Genomic DNA, 18,832 nt, shown 5'->3' on the forward strand with positions numbered 1-18,832 from the left:
CTAACACCTTAGTCTATGTATCCGGTAAAGGTATTGTACTTGAAGAGCCATCCGTAGTGGCCATTGATCAAGATCGAAAAATCCCCCTAGCTGTTGGGGAAGAAGCCAAGAAAATGTTAGGACGAACACCCGGTAACGTGGTTGCTTTGCGTCCGTTACGAGATGGAGTCATTGCCGACTTTTTAAGTGCCATGATTATGCTTAAAGAGTTTATTCAACGGGCCCATGAAGGAAGTCCTTTAGGAAACCCTCGGATGGTTATTGGCATTCCTAGTGGTATCACAGAAGTGGAACGACGAGCCGTAATTGACGCTGCCAGAGAAGCTGGTGCCAGAGATGTAGGATTAATTGAAGAACCTGTTGCCGCAGCTTTAGGGGCTGGTTTACCTGTTACAGAAGCCACCGGAAACATGATTGTAGACATTGGTGGAGGAACCACTGAAGTCGCTGTCTTAAGTTTACAAGGACGAGTCTTAAGTGAGTCCGTCAGGGTAGCAGGAGACGAGTTAACGGACTCCATTATTCAATATATGAAAAAAGTCCACAACATGGTCATCGGAGAACGCACCGCCGAAGAAATTAAAATTCGCTTAGCCTCCGCCTATCCCATGCGTCACGACGAAGAACCAAAAATGGAAGTGCGAGGATTACATCTGATGTCAGGGTTACCTCGTACTGTCACCATTAAAGGGGAAGAAATTAGAGAAAGTATGGCTGAACCTTTGGCTGTTATTGTCGATGCCATTAAACGTACTCTCGAAAGAACTCCTCCAGAATTAGCAGCCGATATTATTGATCGCGGTATTATGTTAGCCGGCGGTGGGGCTTTATTACGGGGAATTGATACCCTACTCTCTCATGAAACTGGCATTGTTACTCACATTGCAGAAGATCCCCTACGCTGTGTAGTCAAAGGAACGGGGGAAGTCTTAAAAAATCCCACTGTTTTAGATCGGGTCATGAGTCAAAGCTCTCAAGTGATGTAAACAGAAGCGAAATAGGCAAATAATTGTGATAATACGTCGTTGGTACGGTCGATATGGTTCTAAACTGGTTTGGGCAGCCGTTGCTCTGGGGATTGGCTGGTTTTTGCGCCAAACTCAAGGAGCCCCTATTTTAGAACTGTATTACTGGGTCAGTCGTCCTTTACAATCAGAGTCCCCTGAACTCTTACAAGAACGACTAACCAACGCTCGTATTACGGAATTGCAACAGCGTGTTATCGAATTAGAGCGAAAAAACGAACAGTTACAAAAATTATTAGGCTATTTTGAAGCACAAAAACAAGAGGTAATTGCTGCCCCCATTATTGGCCGTAGTGTAGATGATTGGTGGAAACAAATTGTTTTGGGTCGGGGTAGTGAAGATGGCATCGAAGTGGGTTTTGTGGTGACTGGAATCGGCGGTTTAGTCGGCCGTGTTGTGGATGTGACACCCAATACCAGTCGAGTCCTATTGGTCAGTGATCCCACCAGTCGTGTTGGGGGTAGAGTCAGTCGTACCGGAACGATGGGAGTTGTTATTGGGGGTAGTTCTCGCATCGCTGTGATGCGCTTTTTTGAGAAAGTTCCCAAAGTGAGTCCTGGGGATACCATTACCACTTCCCCAGTAAGTCGTTTGTTTCCTGATGCTTTACCCATTGGACGGATTCAATCTGTAGATTTAGAAAAAGGCCCGGCACCAGAAGCGAAAGTCTTATTAACTGCCCCTCTTAATGACTTGGAATGGGCTGTGATTCATCCTTATAAGAGTAAATGAGTTATTAGTATTATGGCCTTTTGGAGACGATATTCCTTTCTCAATAAAGTTGTTATTGCTGGTTCTGTGACTTTATGTTTATTATTGTCTCTGACCCGTCTTCCAGGAATGGAATTACTCGGTATTGGTACGAATTGGATTTTGATTTGGGTTGTGGTTTGGAGTACCAAAAGAAGCATCTTTCAAGGAGCGATCGCAGGGTTAGTGATGGGATTAATTCAAGATGGCTTAACTGGGGCTTATCCGTCTCATGTTGTCAGTTTAGTGGTCGTTGGTGCCTTAACCGCACGTCTGCAAAAACATAAATATATTCAAGAGGATTTTATTTCTGTCGCTTTGATTGTTTTTGCTATGGTAATTATTGCGGAAAGTATTACTTCAATTCAGTATATTATAGGACGCACACGGACGTTTGAAGATGTTTGGCAAGAGTATCAACAATTAGTTTTATCCTCAGCTATTTTGAGTAGTTTATGGGCCCCAGTTTTGTACTATCCTCTGAATTCTTGGTGGGAAAATAATCCGATCCGAAATGCTAAAGCAACTAAACTAAATTAACCTTTGGTTAGGAGAATTACGGAAAACTAAAGTGTAAATATCGGTAGGCATTTCAATATTAGCTTGCTCTAAAGCTTTTTTAATTGCCTCAGTTACAATGGATGTTGTAGTCAGAAAACCTGTTCGCCTCGAATCTACCCAAAAGCGAACCTCTAAATTGACAGTGCTAGCAGCCAATTCTTGAACCAATATCTCAGGAACGGGATTTTTTTCCACTGTCTCAATACTATTAACGGCCTGATAAATAACTTGTTGCGCTTCTTTAATATCTGCATCATAGTCGATACCAACGATAACAGAACTACGACGACGGGGAGATGCTGTATTATTGATAATGCTCGCTTGAAACACCTCTTGATTGGGAATATACACTAACCGTCCATCATAGGTTTTCAGAGTGGTGGCTCGTAACTGAATTTGAGTAATGGTTCCTTCATAAACGTCAATGACAACTTGATCGTTGATACGAAATGGCCGAGCAGCTAATAAGATTACACCAGAAATATAGTTACTTAAAACATCTTTGAGACTGAAACCAATGGCAACACTGGTTAGTCCCAACGCACCCAGTAAAGCAGCAAAATCGATCCCTAAAACCCCTAATGCAATGACCGAACCAATCACCCAAACTAAACCATAACTGAGTCGTCCAATCAGAATTTCTGAACTAGAATCACCTTCTGTCTGTTGCGCCCAAGTAAACGCAACATAACGGACGATTGTGGCAGCACCCCAGGTAAGTCCTACGACAATTATTGCTCCTATGATAGAAGGTAAATTACCTATAGTATTCCTTATCAGTTGACGGACTGTTCCGTAAAGACGTTGTCCTACGTCAATGGCTAAAGGTGGCTTATCAACGGCCTCATTAAGTTGATCAGCCCATTTCTGTGCTAATGAGTCTACTTCTAAGCCAAAGTCTTGAGCATCTTGCTCCGTAACAGTCATCAGAACTCGATTATTGACTTGTAATGTGGCTATTTTTCTAGGATTATCTGGGTTAACGCTAACCTGTTCTAGGGGTTGATTCTGAGCCAATAAACTGGCAATACGTCGATTAACAGTCGCTGCTCGTTGACGAGCATCGATTTCGGCTAAACTACCGATTTGAAAAATGGGTTGACCTCTTACTAGAACGTCGGCAAAATAAACACTATCATTAGGAACGTTGTTTTCTATCGGTACAGACTCAACAGGTACTATATCTTCTTGACTGATAGCCGTAGGAACCATTACCCAAAAAAAACTACTGACAATAACCAACCAGTACAAACGTCGGCAAGAAACACACTTGAATGACGCAAATGCTATTTTCATAGGAAACAAAGAATAAAATCCTTATAAATATAGAATATTGGTGTTGCTTGTGCATATTTAACCCTAGATAGATATGTCAAAAGGGAGCAGAAGTTGAAACGCAGACGAGCGAACCCAAAGGGCCGTTTGGGAACGCGCGAGGAAGGCTGAAGTTTTCTTCTTTGGAGCGAGCTTCTACTTCTCCCAAACTTTTTCCGTCTTAAAAACGCACCTCTGCCTTTGGAGGCGAAAGCGTCGGTAAATTTAATTTTGTTCGTCTTCTTACCTATTATCAATCAAATGTTTTTTTCTTGTTTGATAAATTTCTTTTGAACTTACGTTGAAGTAGATTAAAAAATTGGAACTTTATGTATTTTTCATAAGTCTTAAAAACTGTACTTTGTGAATATATATAGACTAAATTTTGCCGTTTACTATTATTTCTCCAACCCCAGGCCCTACTACAAAAGAGCTAATTTTAGAGTTGATTTTAACTCATCCTGAAGGAATTACAGTGAAATCGTTAAGCGATCGCTTAAATCGTCCTGTGTCTATGATTAATTATTGTTTAAAAGACCTCAAAAATTCAAATTTTATACAGGCAAAACTCAATCCAGATCATAAACAATTGATTTATTATCCTGTTAGTTCATTTACCGGTATACAATATCATTCTTCTATTCCTCTCGGAAAATAAAAGTAAAATAAAGAGAGCTACAAACGTCTAGAAAGCAGAGGGGACAATGGATGTATGATTACAAATTCTAAAACATTTTCTTAGAAATGCACAAGCAATAGTGTCAGTTAATACTTATGGGGTTTATTTAACACTTCGCAAACCTAAACCTAAAACGGTGACAGCGAGCAGTCCAATAACAGTTCCTGGTTCAGAAACAGTCTTTGGCGTAACAGAAACTTCGTTATCTTGATCTTCTTCAGGTGAAATCAAGAAATTATTTTCGACCCCTAGTAAGTTATCTTCAATTCCTAATAGGTTATCTTCAAGCCCTAGTAAGTTATCTTCAACCTCTAGGAAGTTATCTTCCATGATGGAAAAACTATTGTCTGATCTTACATCAGAAAGATTAGTATTTTGAGAGTTACAACTATCAAGAAAAAGAAGAGGAATTAGTAATAATAGCAGGAAGTTTAGCATAATAGCATAAAGTAAGATTTTTAAAATAGTAGGAATTATAAAAAGAGGCTTAACCCTTTTACATTTTTAGTATTCCCACTTATTGGCAAAAACTTACTAATCAAGTAAAATTACCTAATTATTTTTCAGTGTGATATCCCTCTTTCATCAGTTTAGGAGCCGTACAATCAAGAAAAAAATCTGAAAGTCAGACAGAGAGGATGTTTAAGCCTCCCCCCCCTCAAATGACGGTAAACTGTGTTGATACTTACTGTAAACTCTACAGAGATTTATTTGTAGAAGTAAAAGCCTATGAAGCTCTTACTGATATCTTACAATAGTACGTATAAACTAACTCATTAAAATAGAATTTTTATTCAAATCTATATTATCTATTGTCTTTAATCAATAAATAAATTATTTACATTTGTGTAGTCAATTTGTCAATTATCAAACAAATAAATTTTGTAAATATAAATTTGAGTAAACACTCAGTTTATTTGTCAATATTTGTAACAAAATATGTCATGTTTCTTTGCAAAATGTGTCAAATCATCGAGTAACCACTCCATTTGGCCTCGTTTTCTGATACAAACACAGAGGAGTGTTATTTGATTTGGGGGCCTAAGCTTCTACCTAGAATGTTGCAGTGTTCCCAACTTATTTAGACCATCATAACAACAAAGGAGCCTTATCATATATGTTTACCCATGTCAAGTCCACCATTCGCCATATCATTCCAGAGGCAACCAATGGTCGTTCTTTGCTAAAGGTGGTCTATGTGGTGTTAGAACCTCAGTATCAAAGTTCTCTTTCAGCAGCAGTCAAAGCTATTAATAAGAATAATCCTAAGTTGGCTATTGAAATTAGCGGTTATTTAATCGAAGAACTGAGAAACCCTGAAAATTATGAAGAATTTAAGCGAGATGTGGCAGAAGCTAACTTATTTATCGCTTCTTTAATTTTTATTGAAGACTTAGCGGATAAAGTAGTCGAAGCGGTTCAACCTCACCGTGATAATCTAGATGCAGTGGTGGTGTTCCCTTCAATGCCCCAAGTGATGCGCTTAAATAAGTTGGGTAGCTTTTCTATGGCCCAGTTGGGACAGTCTAAAAGTGCGATCGCCCAATTTATGCGGAAGCGTAAGGAAAATTCTGGGGCAGGTTTCCAAGATGCGATGTTAAAATTATTGCGGACGCTACCCCAAGTGTTGAAGTATCTTCCCGTTGAAAAAGCGCAAGATGCTCGCAATTTTATGTTAAGTTTCCAATATTGGTTAGGGGGTTCTTCTGAGAATTTAGAGAACTTCTTAGTCATGTTAGCTCATAAATATTCCTATCCCGATCTGTTTGGGGATAAACAGGTTTACTACAAGGAACCAATTGTTTACCCTGACATGGGTATTTGGCATCCTTTATCCATGAAAATGTTTGAGCATGTACCTTCCTATATGGAATGGTATAACAGTCGTCGCGATATTTCTGATGACTTAAAAGATCCGTTGGCCCCTTGTATCGGACTCATTTTACAACGAACTCACCTGGTGACTGGAGATGATGCTCATTATGTCGCTATGGTGCAAGAATTAGAATGTATGGGTGCAAAAGTTATCCCGGTGTTTGCCGGAGGTTTGGACTTTTCTAAACCGGTAGAAGCTTATTTTTGGAAAGGCGATAAAGAGAGATTTCCCATTGTGGATACTGTAGTATCATTAACAGGGTTTGCCTTAGTAGGAGGTCCAGCGCGTCAGGATCATCCTAAAGCGATAGACTCCTTAAAACGCCTCAACCGTCCCTATATGTGTGCTTTACCTTTGGTATTCCAAACCACCCAAGAATGGGAAGAAAGTGATTTAGGGTTACATCCCATTCAAGTTGCGCTGCAAATCGCTATCCCTGAATTAGATGGAGCCATTGAACCTATTATACTCTCAGGACGGGACGGAAGCACAGGACGAGCGATCGCATTACAAGATCGGATCGAAGCAGTGGCCCAACGGGCAATGAAATGGGCTACTTTAAGGAAAAAGCCTAAACTCGATAAAAAAGTGGCTATTACGGTATTTAGTTTCCCCCCCGATAAAGGAAATGTGGGAACCGCAGCCTATTTAGACGTATTTGGGTCTATTTATGAAGTAATCAAAGCTTTACAGGGAAATGGTTACGATGTGCAGGATATTCCTGAGTCTCCCAAAGAACTCATGGAAGCGGTCATACATGACGCACAAGCGCAATACGCCTCACCTGAGTTAAATATAGCCCATCGGATGTCTGTGGAGCAATATGAACGTTTAACCCCCTATTCTGTGAAGTTAGAAGAAAACTGGGGACCCCCACCAGGACATTTAAACAGCGACGGACAGAATTTACTCATCTATGGGAAACACTTTGGTAACGTCTTTATTGGGGTACAACCCACCTTTGGATATGAAGGTGATCCCATGCGGTTACTATTCTCAAGATCCGCTAGTCCTCATCATGGGTTTGCTGCTTATTACACCTATTTAAACCAAGTTTGGAAAGCCGACGCGGTCTTACATTTCGGAACACATGGATCACTGGAATTTATGCCAGGAAAACAGATGGGTATGTCTGGTGATTGTTATCCCGATAGTCTCATTGGTAACATTCCCAACCTATACTATTATGCAGCCAATAATCCCAGTGAAGCGACTATTGCTAAACGTCGCAGCTATGCAGAAACCATCTCTTATTTAACCCCTCCTGCTGAGAATGCAGGGTTATACAAGGGATTAAAAGAATTAAGTGAGTTAATTGGTTCCTATCAAACCTTAAAAGATGGCGGTCGTGGTGTTCCTATTGTTAACACCATTATGGATAAATGTCGCTTAGTGAATTTAGATCAGGATATCGAATTACCTGATACAGATGCTAAAGACATGACCCAAGAAGAACGGGATAATATTGTCGGTTTGGTCTATCGAAAATTGATGGAAATTGAATCCCGTTTGCTGCCTTGTGGCCTCCATGTTGTGGGTAAACCTCCTACCGCAGAAGAAGCGATCGCAACTTTGGTAAACATAGCATCTTTAGACCGAGAAGAAGAAGGAATTATCTCTTTACCTCGCATTCTTGCTGATAGTTTAGACCGAGATATTGAGCAAGTTTATCAAAACAGCGATCGGGGTATTTTAGAAGATGTAGAATTGCTACAACAAATCACTTTAGCAACTCGTGAAGCGGTCGCATCTTTAGTAAAAACCCAGATAGATGCAGAAGGAAGAGTATCCCTTGTCTCTAAACTCAACTTTTTCAACATGGGTAAAAAAGCCCCTTGGATAGAAACTTTACACGATTTAGGCTACAAAAAAGTCGATCAAGAAAAGTTAAAACCTCTGTTTGAGTACCTGGAATTTTGCTTAGAACAGGTTTGTGCGGATAATGAATTAGGGGGTTTACTAAAAGCATTAGAAGGGGAATATGTATTACCTGGACCCGGTGGTGATCCCATCCGTAATCCTAATGTTTTACCGACTGGTAAAAATATCCATGCGTTAGATCCTCAGTCCATTCCTACTTTAGCTGCGGTCAAGTCTGCAAAAATAGTAGTAGATCGTTTAATTGCTCGTCAAAAAATCGATAATGGTGGTAATTATCCCGAAACCATTGCTTGTGTATTATGGGGTACGGATAACATCAAAACTTATGGTGAGTCCCTCGCACAAATTATGTGGATGGTAGGAGTGAAACCCGTACCCGACGCATTAGGAAGGGTCAACAAATTAGAGTTAATTTCCCTTGAAGAATTAGGAAGACCCCGTATTGATGTGGTGGTTAATTGTTCTGGTGTTTTCCGTGACCTATTTATTAATCAAATGAACTTATTAGATCAGGCGGTTAAAATGGCAGCAGAAGCGAACGAACCCATCGAAATGAACTATGTTCGGAAACACGCGATGCAGCAAGCAGATGAAATGGGAATTAACCTCCGTGAAGCAGCTACCCGCATTTTTTCCAACGCTTCTGGTTCCTATTCTTCTAATGTAAACTTAGCGGTAGAAAATAGCAGTTGGGAAGAAGAAAAAGAGTTACAAGATATGTATCTCAACCGTAAAAGTTTTGCCTTCGATTCAGACAATCCTGGTATCATGAAAGATAACCGAAAAGTGTTTGAATCAGCGTTAAAAACGGCAGATGCAACGTTTCAAAATTTAGATTCTTCCGAGATTAGTTTAACGGATGTGTCCCATTATTTTGACTCTGATCCCACAAAAGTTGTAGCAAACTTACGGGGAGATGGCAAAAAACCGGCTGCTTATATTGCGGATACTACTACTGCTAATGCACAAGTTCGTACATTATCCGAAACCGTCCGTTTAGACGCGCGTACCAAGTTATTAAACCCTAAATGGTACGAAGGAATGTTATCTCATGGTTATGAAGGTGTCAGGGAACTTTCTAAGCGGTTAGTGAATACAATGGGATGGAGTGCAACCGCAGACGCAGTAGATAACTGGGTGTATGAAGACGTTAATACAACTTTCATTGAAGACGAAGAAATGTGTAAACGTCTGATGAATTTAAACCCTAATTCTTTCCGTAAAATGGTCGGTACATTACTTGAAGTTAACGGACGAGGTTATTGGGAAACCTCCGAAGAAAACTTGGAAAGACTGCAGGAATTGTATCAAGAAGTTGAGGACAGAATTGAAGGTGTAGAATAAGATAGGAATATAAGATTAGAGAGACTGGTGTGATGCTAGTCTCTCTGTCTTTGAAAGATAAGTTATGAAAAATAGCTTTTGGGGGTTTATATGGCAAAGTTTTCTAGAAATTTATGCAGTTCCCACTACATTTCTAGGAATTATTATTTCAGTCTTAGCTTGGATTATTTCATCAAAAACTCAGGTTTCTCTCGCTTTAGTCATTACAATAGCTGTCTTTACTCTAATTATCCTTATTACTCTTTTTCATGCAGCTTATAAAGCTTTTAGATATACTAAGAAGTTAGAATCTGAGTTAGAACAGTTGAAAGAAACTAATGAAAACCTGATTAATGAGGTTAATAAATGGAGAATACCTAAAATACTTAGAGTTCAAAAAGATCAAGATCAAGGACTTATATTATGTCTTCTAGAGAGTTCAGAATTATTTGCTGTTAAAATAAGAATATCTTTTTATTATACAGATGAAGATGGTTTTGAAAGATTCATTGGTGTAGGTTTCATTGAGAACATACAAAGTGATGGAAAAATGCAAGCAGTAATGAATCAGCCATTTTCTACTTATCAAACTATTTTAGACAGGTTAACTAATAATGATAATACAGTCTTAGAAAGAACTATTATTAGACCTGGAACCCCTAAGAATTCTAATCAACTCTAAAGGAAAAGGATAGCGAACATGGAACAAGTCACAAATACCCCTCTTTTATCACCAAAAGGAACATTTCCTGCTATTGTAGCAAAAGTGATTGATGATTATAAATTAGTCATTAATCGTGGATCAGAACATCGAATTGAAGAAGGACAAAGAATGTTAGTTTATTGTGTTAGTGATGAAGATATTAAAGATCCGAATACTGGAGAATCTCTAGGATTTCTTGAATTAGTTCGAGGAACAGGAAAAATCATTTTTGTTCAAGATAAAATTTCAATTCTTGAATCAGATAAAACGATTGAGTTAAGTTATCTTTCAAATGCTCAAAATACAACTCATAATATTACTATTAGGACTAATAGTATAGATCATTTATATATTGGACAAATCTCAGAACATAAAAATCTTATACCTTTTGATAATCCTCAAATTGGTGATCTAGTTAAACCTATTTAGAATATTAGAAATGATGAAAAATAATAGCACATTAGACTATTTTTTATCCCTTAAATATCTTATTTCAATTTACCCTGAAGATGAAGGAGGATATACTGCTTTAATTCCTGACTTACAAGGGTGTATAACTCAAGGAGAAACATTAGAAGAAGTTGTTATTAATATTGAGGAAGCAAGAGAATTATGGATAGAGACGGTTTATCATAGTGGTAAGAAAAGGATTCCTTTACCTTCAAGAAAATAGTTTTTCGAGTTAACTATTGTGATTGCATTTAACCTAACTGATTATATTGGAGAGGGAAAAGTTTATGCGTATTACCCCAAAAGGTATGAGTATATTAGAGTTATACTGCCTTTACAGTTTAAAATCTTTACAAGAAAAGATGATAGAGTATCTAGAAAATGGAACAAAATTAGGATGGTTAATTAACCCTAAAGATAAAGAAGAGGAAACTTGACAATGTTTCAAAAGTGTTCTATTATCCAATTTAGTTAGGTAGGATGGGTAAATCCTACCTGAAATTTATAAGCAGACCTTAAAACACCCCTAAAAGAACGGCAGTGGTAAACAAGATAAATACTGCCATGATAATCATAGAAATCATGAAATAAGGTGCATGGTTAACCTGTTCTAGATATTCGTTCTTTTTGCGATCTTCCTTACTTAAGGGCTTAAAATACATATCGTGCATAATATTGACTCTCCGTTATATTCATCTCAAAGTTACAGATGACCTTCCTTTATTGTTGAACTTGTGAGTCAGTTAAGCTTGCTGTTAACTTATTGGAACTAGATTTAGATTAACTGTACAGTGAGTGCAGTTAAGCTCACAACTCAAGTATTTCTGTAGTGAAATGTCATCAACTTATAACTTTATTGTAAACAACGAAACAATGATCAAGTATTAATATTTGTTACAAAAACAGTCTATATGTTAATAAGTTACGGACATAGATGTATCTAAATGTTTCATTAAAGTTGATTGAGGTAACGGTCCATTGAGATGACTCCAAGGTAAGATTTGTTCAGTTCTCCAGTCATTATGAACATAATAATCTAAAGAGGGTAATTGTCCTTTTAATTCTTTGAAAGCGCGTTTATAGCTACCTAATGAGTCACCATAAAATCGAGTTAATTGCAGTAGTTTACTAAGACGGCGATCGCCTCTCGACATTAATGCTTGAATCACAGACCAATTATAGCTTTCTGGACGAAATTCTATCCCTTTTTTACCTAGTTGTTTCTGTAAATATCTAAGTCTTTTTTTCGCTATTTTATTAACACCGAACCACTGAAATGGTGTGTGAGATTTAGGGACAAAAGTGCTGCAACCAAAGGTTAATCTTAATCCTGGGACTGCTTTTTTGATGGATTCTAACATCCTAATGGTTTGTTCGATATCCTCCTCATTTTCTTTTGGTATCCCTATCATTCCATAGAGTTTTAAGTTTTTTAATCCTCCTGCTTTAGCATTAATTGCTGCTTGTATAATCTCTTCATTTTCTAATTTTTTGTTAATAATTTTTCTGATTTTTTCCGAACCACTTTCAACAGCAATAGTAACAGATTTTGTATGGCGATCGCTTAATATTTTTGCTAATTTTTCTGTTAATGTATTAGTTCTAACGGAGGCAATACTTACTCTAACATCTTCATATTTAGGTTGATGGAGATAATCTAATAAATCGTTAAATTCAGGATGTTGGGTGACAGATGCACCTAATAAACCAATTCTCTTAGTTACTTGTAAACCTTTTTCAATTGCTGGTATCAGAGAACCCTCTAAACTAGCTGTGCGGAAAGGTAAAGTTAGATAACTAGCTAAACAAAAACGACACATTTCTGGACAACTTCTGACCACTTCTACCATGTAGATATTTTCCCATGCTGCTTTTTCTGTTACTACAGTAGAAGCAGATAAAATATTACCTTTATAAGTTTGTTTTTCAACAGTAGAAGAAATATTAGTATCAATGGGTTGGATAGATTTTATTTCACCATCGGGACTGTGATACTCAACTTCATATAAACTGGGAATATAAATCCCTGGAATGGTTGCTAAATATCTTAATTTTGTTTTCCTGTCTTCATATCGTACAGTTTTATAAGCATTGATAAAATCATTGATTAAATTTTCTCCATCTCCCAATAAAATAATGTCAAAGAAATCAGCAAACGGTTCAGGGTTAGCAGTTAAAACTGGTCCTCCACCGAATACTAAAGGATGATTATTGTTTCGTTCATTAGCTTGAAAAGGAATAGCTAAAGATTCTAAAAGATTAAGGATATTAACATAATCTAATTCCCAAGAAAAAGAAAAGCCTAATAATTCAGGATTTGAGGGTAAGGACTCTTGAATATCGGTAAATAAGCGACTAACCTGAATATCAGAACGAGTTGCAAAGGTTGCCCAAATAATTTGATAACCTAAGCTAGTGATTCCCACAGTGTAATCATTAGGAAAAGCAAAAATTAAAGGAATCGCATCATTAGCAGGAGATACAAGATTAAATAATAAACGTTCTTGGTTAAAATCAGTCATAAGTTATCATTCATCAATTTTTTGAGTTATGAGGTATATCTTTAATGATAAGGATTTTAGGGACATACAGATAACAATTTAGATTGTGTTTTCTTAGGAATTTCTATAATAACAAAATGATTCTCAGAATATAATATAAAAATAACACACAATTAATGTATTATTCCATTCTGTAGTGATTTAATCGTGTTAAGCCTATAAAATGGTATTATCTAGGCTTAATATTATTCTGCCCCTTCTGTAAATATTTACTCTTTCAATTTATCAATTACTATTGTTGTTTCAGTTATTAATAGCTAATTGATAATCAGGCTTAATGGCTAAAGCATGAGTGTAATGCTATGACAGTAGATGAATTGTCCTTATAAAAATATCAATGAGTTCCCGAACTTGGGAAAACAAAATAATTGTCACCGACTTGACATATTCTTGACACACCATTGACACAATGATGATATTCAATGTAATCGTGGTTTTTTCTCAAAAGCCAGTTTATTTGTTTTTAAAAACCCTTTAAAATCTGCTTTAATTATGAACCCCACTGCAACTAGACTTCTTGATTTTCTTCAAAGAGACTTAGATATTCCCCCTGAGTCTCTTAATCTTGCTCTTAAAGATGAACAGGCTATGCCACACCATTTCCCAATGATTCTCTGGCAATATGGCTTAGTTACTAAAGAACAGTTAGAATCTGTCTTTGATTGGTTAGATGAACATCTTTTATAGATAACTAACCAACACTTCATTATCACTACTTTTGCTTTAATTACTGCCAATTTTAAGAAAGTATTTATGATGCCTAAATTGTTCTGTATTCTTGACCCATACTAATGACTTAATCAAGTGACCTAAAGTAAAATGAGCTTTGAGATGTATGCTAGAGATAAAATTATATGGGTCGTGCTAAAAAAGTCGTGCTTGCTTATTCTGGTGGGGTAGATACCTCCGTTTGTATTCCCTATCTCAAGCAAGAGTGGGGAGTAGAAGAAGTTATCACCTTAGCTGCGGACTTGGGCCAAGGGGATGAACTAGGCCCCATCCAAGCCAAAGCCTTAAAATCAGGGGCTGTTGAGTCCCTGGTAGAAGATGCCACCAAGGAGTTTGTCACCGACTATGCCTTTAAAGCTATCAAAGCTAATGCCCTCTATGAGAGTCGTTATCCTCTCTCTACAGCGTTAGCCCGTCCTCTCATTGCTAAACTATTAGTAGACGCTGCTGAAAAATACGGGGCCGATGCAGTTGCTCATGGTTGCACTGCCAAAGGTAATGATCAAGTCCGTTTTGATTTAGGAATCTTAGCCTTAAATCCTACCTTAAAAGTATTAGCCCCTGCTAGGGAATGGAATATGAGTCGGGAACAAACCATTGCCTACGGCGAGCAATTTGGGTTAGAATTTCCCGTTAAGAAGTCTTCTCCTTTCAGTATCGATCGCAACCTCTTGGGCCGTAGTATCGAAGCCGGTCCCCTAGAAGATCCCATGACCGAACCCCCGGAAGAAATTTACTTAATGACCAAGGCGATCGCAGATACACCAGATACCCCCGAATACGTGGAGATCGGTTTTGAGAAGGGTATTCCTGTCAGTCTCAATGGTCAAACCTTAGATCCCGTTGCCCTCATTAGTCAACTCAATGATGTTGTGGGTAAACACGGTGTCGGTCGACTCGATATGATTGAAAATAGAGTGGTTGGCATTAAATCACGAGAAATTTATGAAGCCCCTGCTTTATTAGTTCTCATTGATGCCCACCGCGACTTAGAAAGTTTAACCCTGACTGCTGATGTTACCCAATACAAGAAAGGTATTGAAGACACCTATAGTCATTTAATCTATCGAGGGTTATGGTATTCTCCTTTAAAAGAGTCCCTTGATGCTTTCATCGATCATACTCAAGAAAGAGTCACGGGGATGGTTCGCATTAAGCTATTCAAAGGTAATGCAAACATAGTTGGTCGTCAATCTGATTATTCCATCTATAGCCCCAACTTAGCTACCTATGGGGAAGATGATTACTTCGATCATAAAGCAGCAGAAGGCTTTATCTATATTTGGGGACTCCCTACTAGAGTTTGGGCTGAAAAAACCAAAGGTTAAGGGTTCAATTTTGGGGCTTAATTTAGATTAAGTCCCTATTATTATTGTTTGATAGATTAAGCGATCGCTTTTACTAATTCATAATGTAATAACATTAATTGATTAGCTGGTATGGTTTCCATCGCATAGGTTGTTCCATCATTATTAGAAAATTCTACTTCAAACGCTTCACCATCATACTCTATAACAATTGTTCCCACTTGCCCTTTATGTAAGGTAATAGCTTGTCCCGTTTCAAAGTGAGTTGTTTGCCTATCCTCTGTTAAAGCGACTACATCTAATTCTTGAAATTTATTCATAAGAATACCTCATTTATTGACAGGATAATAATTTGTTAATCTGGGAAAGTTCTCATTAATACTCGTATTGCTGTAGCTGACATTTTCGACTATTTAGGAGGAGGGATGACTATCGAGGAAGTATTAGATGATTTTCCTGATCTAACCCTTGAAAATATACAAGCTTGTTTTGCTTTTACTGCTAAATCTTGAGCTTTATCATAAAATACAAAAGATAAATTGATAAATTTAATTATTTCGTGATTAATGAAACGAAGAGACTTTCTAATAACAACCCTTTTAAGTTCAGGTTTAATTATTAGTGATCCATTAAACACTCAGGCTGCTTCTATCCCAGAATTTTCTAACTCTCCTTTTACCTTAGGAGTCGCTTCGGGAGATCCTTTAAGCGATCGCGTTATTATCTGGACAAGATTAGCACCAGATCCCCTCAAAGGAGGCGGAATTCCGAATATAAGCGTTCCTGTTGAATGGAAAATGGCTAAAGATCCCAAAATGACCAAAATTGTTCGTCAAGGGACTTTTATGGCTATCCCAGAATTAGGTCATTCGGTTCATGTGGATGTAACTGAACTAGAAGCAAACCAGGTTTACTGGTATCAGTTTCAAGTGGGGGACTATAAAAGTGCGATCGCTAGAACCAAAACTTTACCTAACCCGAATACTTCCGTTGACAAGATAAGTTTTGCCTTTGCATCCTGTCAAGACTGGCAAAATGGTTATTATGTTGCTCACAAACATCTAGCTAGAGAAGACCTTGATTTTGTGGTCTTTTTAGGGGACTATATTTATGAGCGATCAGGTGGTCAAAATGCAGTTCGTCGGCACCAAGGAAAAGATTGTTTGACCCTAGAAGACTATCGTAACCGCTACGCTCAATATAAAAGTGATCCTAACTTACAAGCGTCTCATCATCGTTTTCCTTGGATCATGACTTGGGACGATCATGAAGTGGATAATAATTACGCTGACCTTACCCCAGAAGATAATCAAAGTGTAGAAGCATTTCAAGCCAGACGCAAAGCAGCTTATCAAGCTTATTATGAACATACCCCAATCCGTGTCTCTTTCCAACCAGAAGAAGAGATCACCCTGTATCGAAGCTTTGAGCTAGGAAACTTAGGAAAATTGATGATATTGGATACGAGACAATATCGTAGTGATCAACCCTGTGGAGATGGTGCAAAACCTCGTTGTCAAGAAGCTACCAGCGACACAGCTACTGTATTGGGAACCGCGCAAGAACAATGGTTACAATCCCAACTATCCAATAGTTCAGCCTCTTGGAATATTATTGCACAACAGATTATGATGGCTCAATATGATCTCGATCCTCGTCCAGACCAGGGATTGTTTAATATGGATCAATGGGATGGTTATCTAGCATCTCGTCGTCGTTTGCTTAATTTTTTACACAACAATCAAATTTCTAACCCGATAGTGATCTCAGGGGATATCCATTCGAGTTGGGTTAATGATCTAAAATTAGATTTTGATGATCCGCGATCGCCAACAGTCGCAACAGAGTTTGTGGGAACCGCTATCTCTTCACAGTTTCCTCAGCAGTATATTGGACCAATCAAATTAGCTAGAATAGTTAATCGTCATGTCAAGTTTTTTGAAGGAACTAAACAGGGATACGTACGTTGTACCATAACCTCAGACTATTTTAAAAGTGACTATCAAGTTGTATCAAGCGTCTCAGATCCAGATGCTTCTCTCGATACTTTACAATCATTCATGGTGAAAAATGGTCAACTTGGAGCGCAAAATATCCCCCTAACCAAATAAAACGACTCCAAAAGAATAGAACAATGGCTGCACTGAGTCCAAACGATGTGGCTAGAAATTCTACAAAGTCTACAATAACTAAAAAGTATTTTACTAACTGAATCAATCTGATCAAAATTGGAACAGTTACATACTGATAGACAATTTAAAAACCTTATTTTTGGCTAAGATAGAGTACAATTTATGTTAAATCTCTACACCAATTTGTTATAGTCAATAAACCTCGTCATGAGTACCAATATCAAGTAAGATGATAAATTCTTGTTTAGTTTCTGGTTCAACTTCTATCGAAAAAATAATGCGACAATCATATCCACACGAACAAGCTTTTAATCCTAATAATTGTCCCTTTAATGAGTGAGTTCCTAAATTTGGTAAATAAACATCCTCTTTCATTTGTGCTAATTTCATTTGTGCTAAAGTTTTCTCAATTCTTTGCTGTAGCTTAGGATTTCGTAAAACAAATTTACGAAAAGCTCTTTCAAACTTTGGCGTTAAAATCAGTTCTCTCATTAGAATTAATCTAAAGTTGCTCTTAATTTTGTTAAAATTTCCTCAAGGGGTTGCGGTTTTAGTTTTCCTTCCTGAAAAGCAGCAATAGAGTCTTTAGCATCTCTGGCAATTTCTTGACGACGCAAATCAATTAACCGATGATGTAAAATGTTTAATAACATTTCCTGTTCTTCTAAGGAAAGTTGTTCAACTGAATTTAAAACTTGCTCTAAAGTGATCATCTCGTTTTAGGATTTTATGAACTGTTTTAGGAATATTATCTCATCTTAAATCTTAATTGATTTTCCATAACAGTTATAAGAAGACTGAATCGAAGTGTTCCAAGACCCTGTGCTGTGGGATACGGTCTGAAAACACGAGTTAAGCCCTTACGAGTTACAATCAGTTTATAGCAGGTTTGTCAAAAAAATTGTGCTTAGGGATGGACAAGTGAAAAGTGTTGAGCTAACTATCGGTTAATAATTTCATCATTTCCAGTTTTTGCTCAGGGGAAAGAGACGATGCAACACCTGTTAAGAATTTCTTTATTAAGAAGCTATTTATAAAGTGAAAATTAAGCAGCTAATCGACGTAACATAATTCTAATCATTGCGGTATAGATAAAAGCCTCACTAACTTCTGGCAAAAGTTCATAATCCAAACTTAAACGACGAGAATTAACTAACCAGCTAAAAGTCCTCTCAACCACCCATCTTCGAGGTAATACTTGAAACCCACCAAAGTCATCGCTGCGCTTAATTACTTCAACTCTAGCATTGCACAGTTGTCCTACTACGCGAGCAAAATTATTACCTGTATAACCACCATCGACCCAAATCAGTTCTAATTGTGATAATTCCTCAATATCTTCCATTAAACAAGCAAGTGCTAATAATCTTTCAGGTGCATTTGCTTCTGTTACCACCACTGCCAAAATTAATCCTTGACTATCAACTAGAATGTGACGCTTCCTTCCTTTGATCTTTTTTCCTCCGTCAAAGCCGTACACCTCCCCCTTTTATGAGTCGTTTTTACCGACTGACTATCAACTGATGCTGCTGTTGGCTTT

The 18,832-nt window shown here is 37.6% G+C and carries 20 protein-coding genes and 1 pseudogene; 13 read left to right on the forward strand and 8 right to left on the reverse strand.

Going from position 1 to position 18,832, the window contains the following annotated elements; translation table 11 throughout:
• The 3 genes from CY0110_RS25095 to mreD all read left to right on the forward strand — a co-directional run.
• Positions 1 to 986 (forward strand): rod shape-determining protein (locus CY0110_RS25095; protein ID WP_008278433.1); only part of this gene is annotated, 986 nt, incomplete at its 5' end.
• A 22-nt stretch (positions 987 to 1,008) separates the two neighbouring features.
• On the forward strand, positions 1,009 to 1,758 hold the full coding sequence (gene mreC / locus CY0110_RS25100; RefSeq protein WP_035800656.1) for a rod shape-determining protein MreC: 750 nt from the start codon (positions 1,009 to 1,011) through the stop codon (positions 1,756 to 1,758).
• A gap of 12 nt (positions 1,759 to 1,770) precedes the next feature.
• Positions 1,771 to 2,316, forward strand: coding sequence for a rod shape-determining protein MreD (gene mreD / locus CY0110_RS25105; RefSeq protein ID WP_008278435.1), 546 nt, complete (start codon positions 1,771 to 1,773; stop codon positions 2,314 to 2,316).
• On the opposite strand, the gene CY0110_RS25110 is transcribed toward mreD, so the two are convergent.
• Positions 2,308 to 3,633 (reverse strand): mechanosensitive ion channel family protein, encoded by a 1,326-nt coding sequence (locus CY0110_RS25110; RefSeq protein WP_050780061.1) that lies wholly within the window; start codon positions 3,631 to 3,633, stop codon positions 2,308 to 2,310. The genes mreD and CY0110_RS25110 overlap by 9 nt on opposite strands.
• Positions 3,634 to 4,036: 403 nt before the next feature.
• Here CY0110_RS25110 and CY0110_RS25115 point away from each other — a divergent pair, with 403 nt between their 5' ends.
• A complete protein-coding gene (locus CY0110_RS25115) occupies positions 4,037 to 4,309 on the forward strand; it encodes a winged helix-turn-helix transcriptional regulator (RefSeq protein WP_008278438.1) in 273 nt (90 codons plus the stop codon).
• A 123-nt stretch (positions 4,310 to 4,432) separates the two neighbouring features.
• Here the strand turns inward: CY0110_RS25115 and CY0110_RS25120 are convergent, their stop codons facing one another.
• On the reverse strand, positions 4,433 to 4,660 hold the full coding sequence (locus CY0110_RS25120) for a PEP-CTERM sorting domain-containing protein (RefSeq protein ID WP_008278439.1): 228 nt from the start codon (positions 4,658 to 4,660) through the stop codon (positions 4,433 to 4,435).
• Positions 4,661 to 5,447: 787 nt separating this feature from the next.
• On the opposite strand from CY0110_RS25120, the gene CY0110_RS25125 reads away from it, so the two are divergent.
• The 5 genes from CY0110_RS25125 to CY0110_RS30185 all read left to right on the forward strand — a co-directional run bounded on the left by CY0110_RS25125 (position 5,448) and on the right by CY0110_RS30185 (position 11,000).
• A complete protein-coding gene (locus tag CY0110_RS25125) occupies positions 5,448 to 9,431 on the forward strand; it encodes a magnesium chelatase subunit H (RefSeq protein WP_008278441.1) in 3,984 nt (1,327 codons plus the stop codon).
• 64 nt (positions 9,432 to 9,495) lie between these two features.
• A complete protein-coding gene (locus CY0110_RS25130) occupies positions 9,496 to 10,092 on the forward strand; it encodes a hypothetical protein (RefSeq protein WP_008278442.1) in 597 nt (198 codons plus the stop codon).
• Between the two features lie 18 nt (positions 10,093 to 10,110).
• A complete protein-coding gene (locus tag CY0110_RS25135) occupies positions 10,111 to 10,542 on the forward strand; it encodes a hypothetical protein (protein ID WP_008278443.1) in 432 nt (143 codons plus the stop codon).
• Between the two features lie 13 nt (positions 10,543 to 10,555).
• Positions 10,556 to 10,786 (forward strand): type II toxin-antitoxin system HicB family antitoxin, encoded by a 231-nt coding sequence (locus CY0110_RS25140; RefSeq protein WP_008278444.1) that lies wholly within the window; start codon positions 10,556 to 10,558, stop codon positions 10,784 to 10,786.
• A gap of 64 nt (positions 10,787 to 10,850) precedes the next feature.
• Positions 10,851 to 11,000, forward strand: a complete 150-nt coding sequence (locus tag CY0110_RS30185; RefSeq protein WP_008278445.1) for a hypothetical protein — start codon at positions 10,851 to 10,853, stop codon at positions 10,998 to 11,000.
• Between the two features lie 78 nt (positions 11,001 to 11,078).
• Here the strand turns inward: CY0110_RS30185 and CY0110_RS30600 are convergent, their stop codons facing one another.
• Positions 11,079 to 11,234, reverse strand: a complete 156-nt coding sequence (locus CY0110_RS30600; protein WP_008278446.1) for a hypothetical protein — start codon at positions 11,232 to 11,234, stop codon at positions 11,079 to 11,081.
• 243 nt (positions 11,235 to 11,477) lie between these two features.
• Complete coding sequence (locus CY0110_RS25145) at positions 11,478 to 13,085, reverse strand: B12-binding domain-containing radical SAM protein (protein WP_008278447.1); 1,608 nt, start codon at positions 13,083 to 13,085, stop codon at positions 11,478 to 11,480.
• Positions 13,086 to 13,616: 531 nt separating this feature from the next.
• Between CY0110_RS25145 and CY0110_RS25150 the strand changes: the two genes are divergently transcribed.
• Together CY0110_RS25150 and CY0110_RS25155 are read left to right on the forward strand one after the other, a co-directional pair.
• The gene (locus CY0110_RS25150; RefSeq protein WP_008278448.1) at positions 13,617 to 13,811 is read left to right on the forward strand and encodes a DUF2949 domain-containing protein; all 195 of its coding nucleotides are present in this window, start codon (positions 13,617 to 13,619) and stop codon (positions 13,809 to 13,811) included.
• 167 nt (positions 13,812 to 13,978) lie between these two features.
• A complete protein-coding gene (locus tag CY0110_RS25155) occupies positions 13,979 to 15,181 on the forward strand; it encodes an argininosuccinate synthase (protein ID WP_008278449.1) in 1,203 nt (400 codons plus the stop codon).
• 56 nt (positions 15,182 to 15,237) lie between these two features.
• Here CY0110_RS25155 and CY0110_RS25160 read toward each other — a convergent pair whose 3' ends face one another.
• A complete protein-coding gene (locus tag CY0110_RS25160; RefSeq protein ID WP_008278450.1) occupies positions 15,238 to 15,480 on the reverse strand; it encodes a DUF4926 domain-containing protein in 243 nt (80 codons plus the stop codon).
• Positions 15,481 to 15,534: 54 nt separating this feature from the next.
• Between CY0110_RS25160 and CY0110_RS31200 the strand changes: the two genes are divergently transcribed.
• Positions 15,535 to 15,672, forward strand: a complete 138-nt coding sequence (locus CY0110_RS31200; protein ID WP_071943941.1) for a DUF433 domain-containing protein — start codon at positions 15,535 to 15,537, stop codon at positions 15,670 to 15,672.
• Between the two features lie 54 nt (positions 15,673 to 15,726).
• Positions 15,727 to 17,271 carry an alkaline phosphatase D family protein gene (locus CY0110_RS25170; RefSeq protein WP_008278452.1) on the forward strand — a complete coding sequence of 515 codons (1,545 nt, stop codon included), beginning with the start codon at positions 15,727 to 15,729 and terminating at the stop codon, positions 17,269 to 17,271.
• A gap of 213 nt (positions 17,272 to 17,484) precedes the next feature.
• Here the strand turns inward: CY0110_RS25170 and CY0110_RS25175 are convergent, their stop codons facing one another.
• From CY0110_RS25175 to CY0110_RS25185, 3 genes and pseudogenes are all read right to left on the reverse strand, one after another.
• Positions 17,485 to 17,784, reverse strand: coding sequence for a type II toxin-antitoxin system RelE/ParE family toxin (locus CY0110_RS25175; protein ID WP_008278453.1), 300 nt, complete (start codon positions 17,782 to 17,784; stop codon positions 17,485 to 17,487).
• A gap of 5 nt (positions 17,785 to 17,789) precedes the next feature.
• Positions 17,790 to 18,005: a hypothetical protein gene (locus tag CY0110_RS25180; RefSeq protein WP_008278454.1), complete on the reverse strand. Its 216-nt coding sequence runs from the start codon at positions 18,003 to 18,005 to the stop codon at positions 17,790 to 17,792.
• Positions 18,006 to 18,337: 332 nt separating this feature from the next.
• Positions 18,338 to 18,832 (reverse strand): annotated as a pseudogene (locus CY0110_RS25185) (IS5 family transposase); the annotation flags it as partial.

The organism is Crocosphaera chwakensis CCY0110 (genome assembly GCF_000169335.1).
Taxonomy (GTDB): Bacteria; Cyanobacteriota; Cyanobacteriia; order Cyanobacteriales; family Microcystaceae; genus Crocosphaera; species Crocosphaera chwakensis.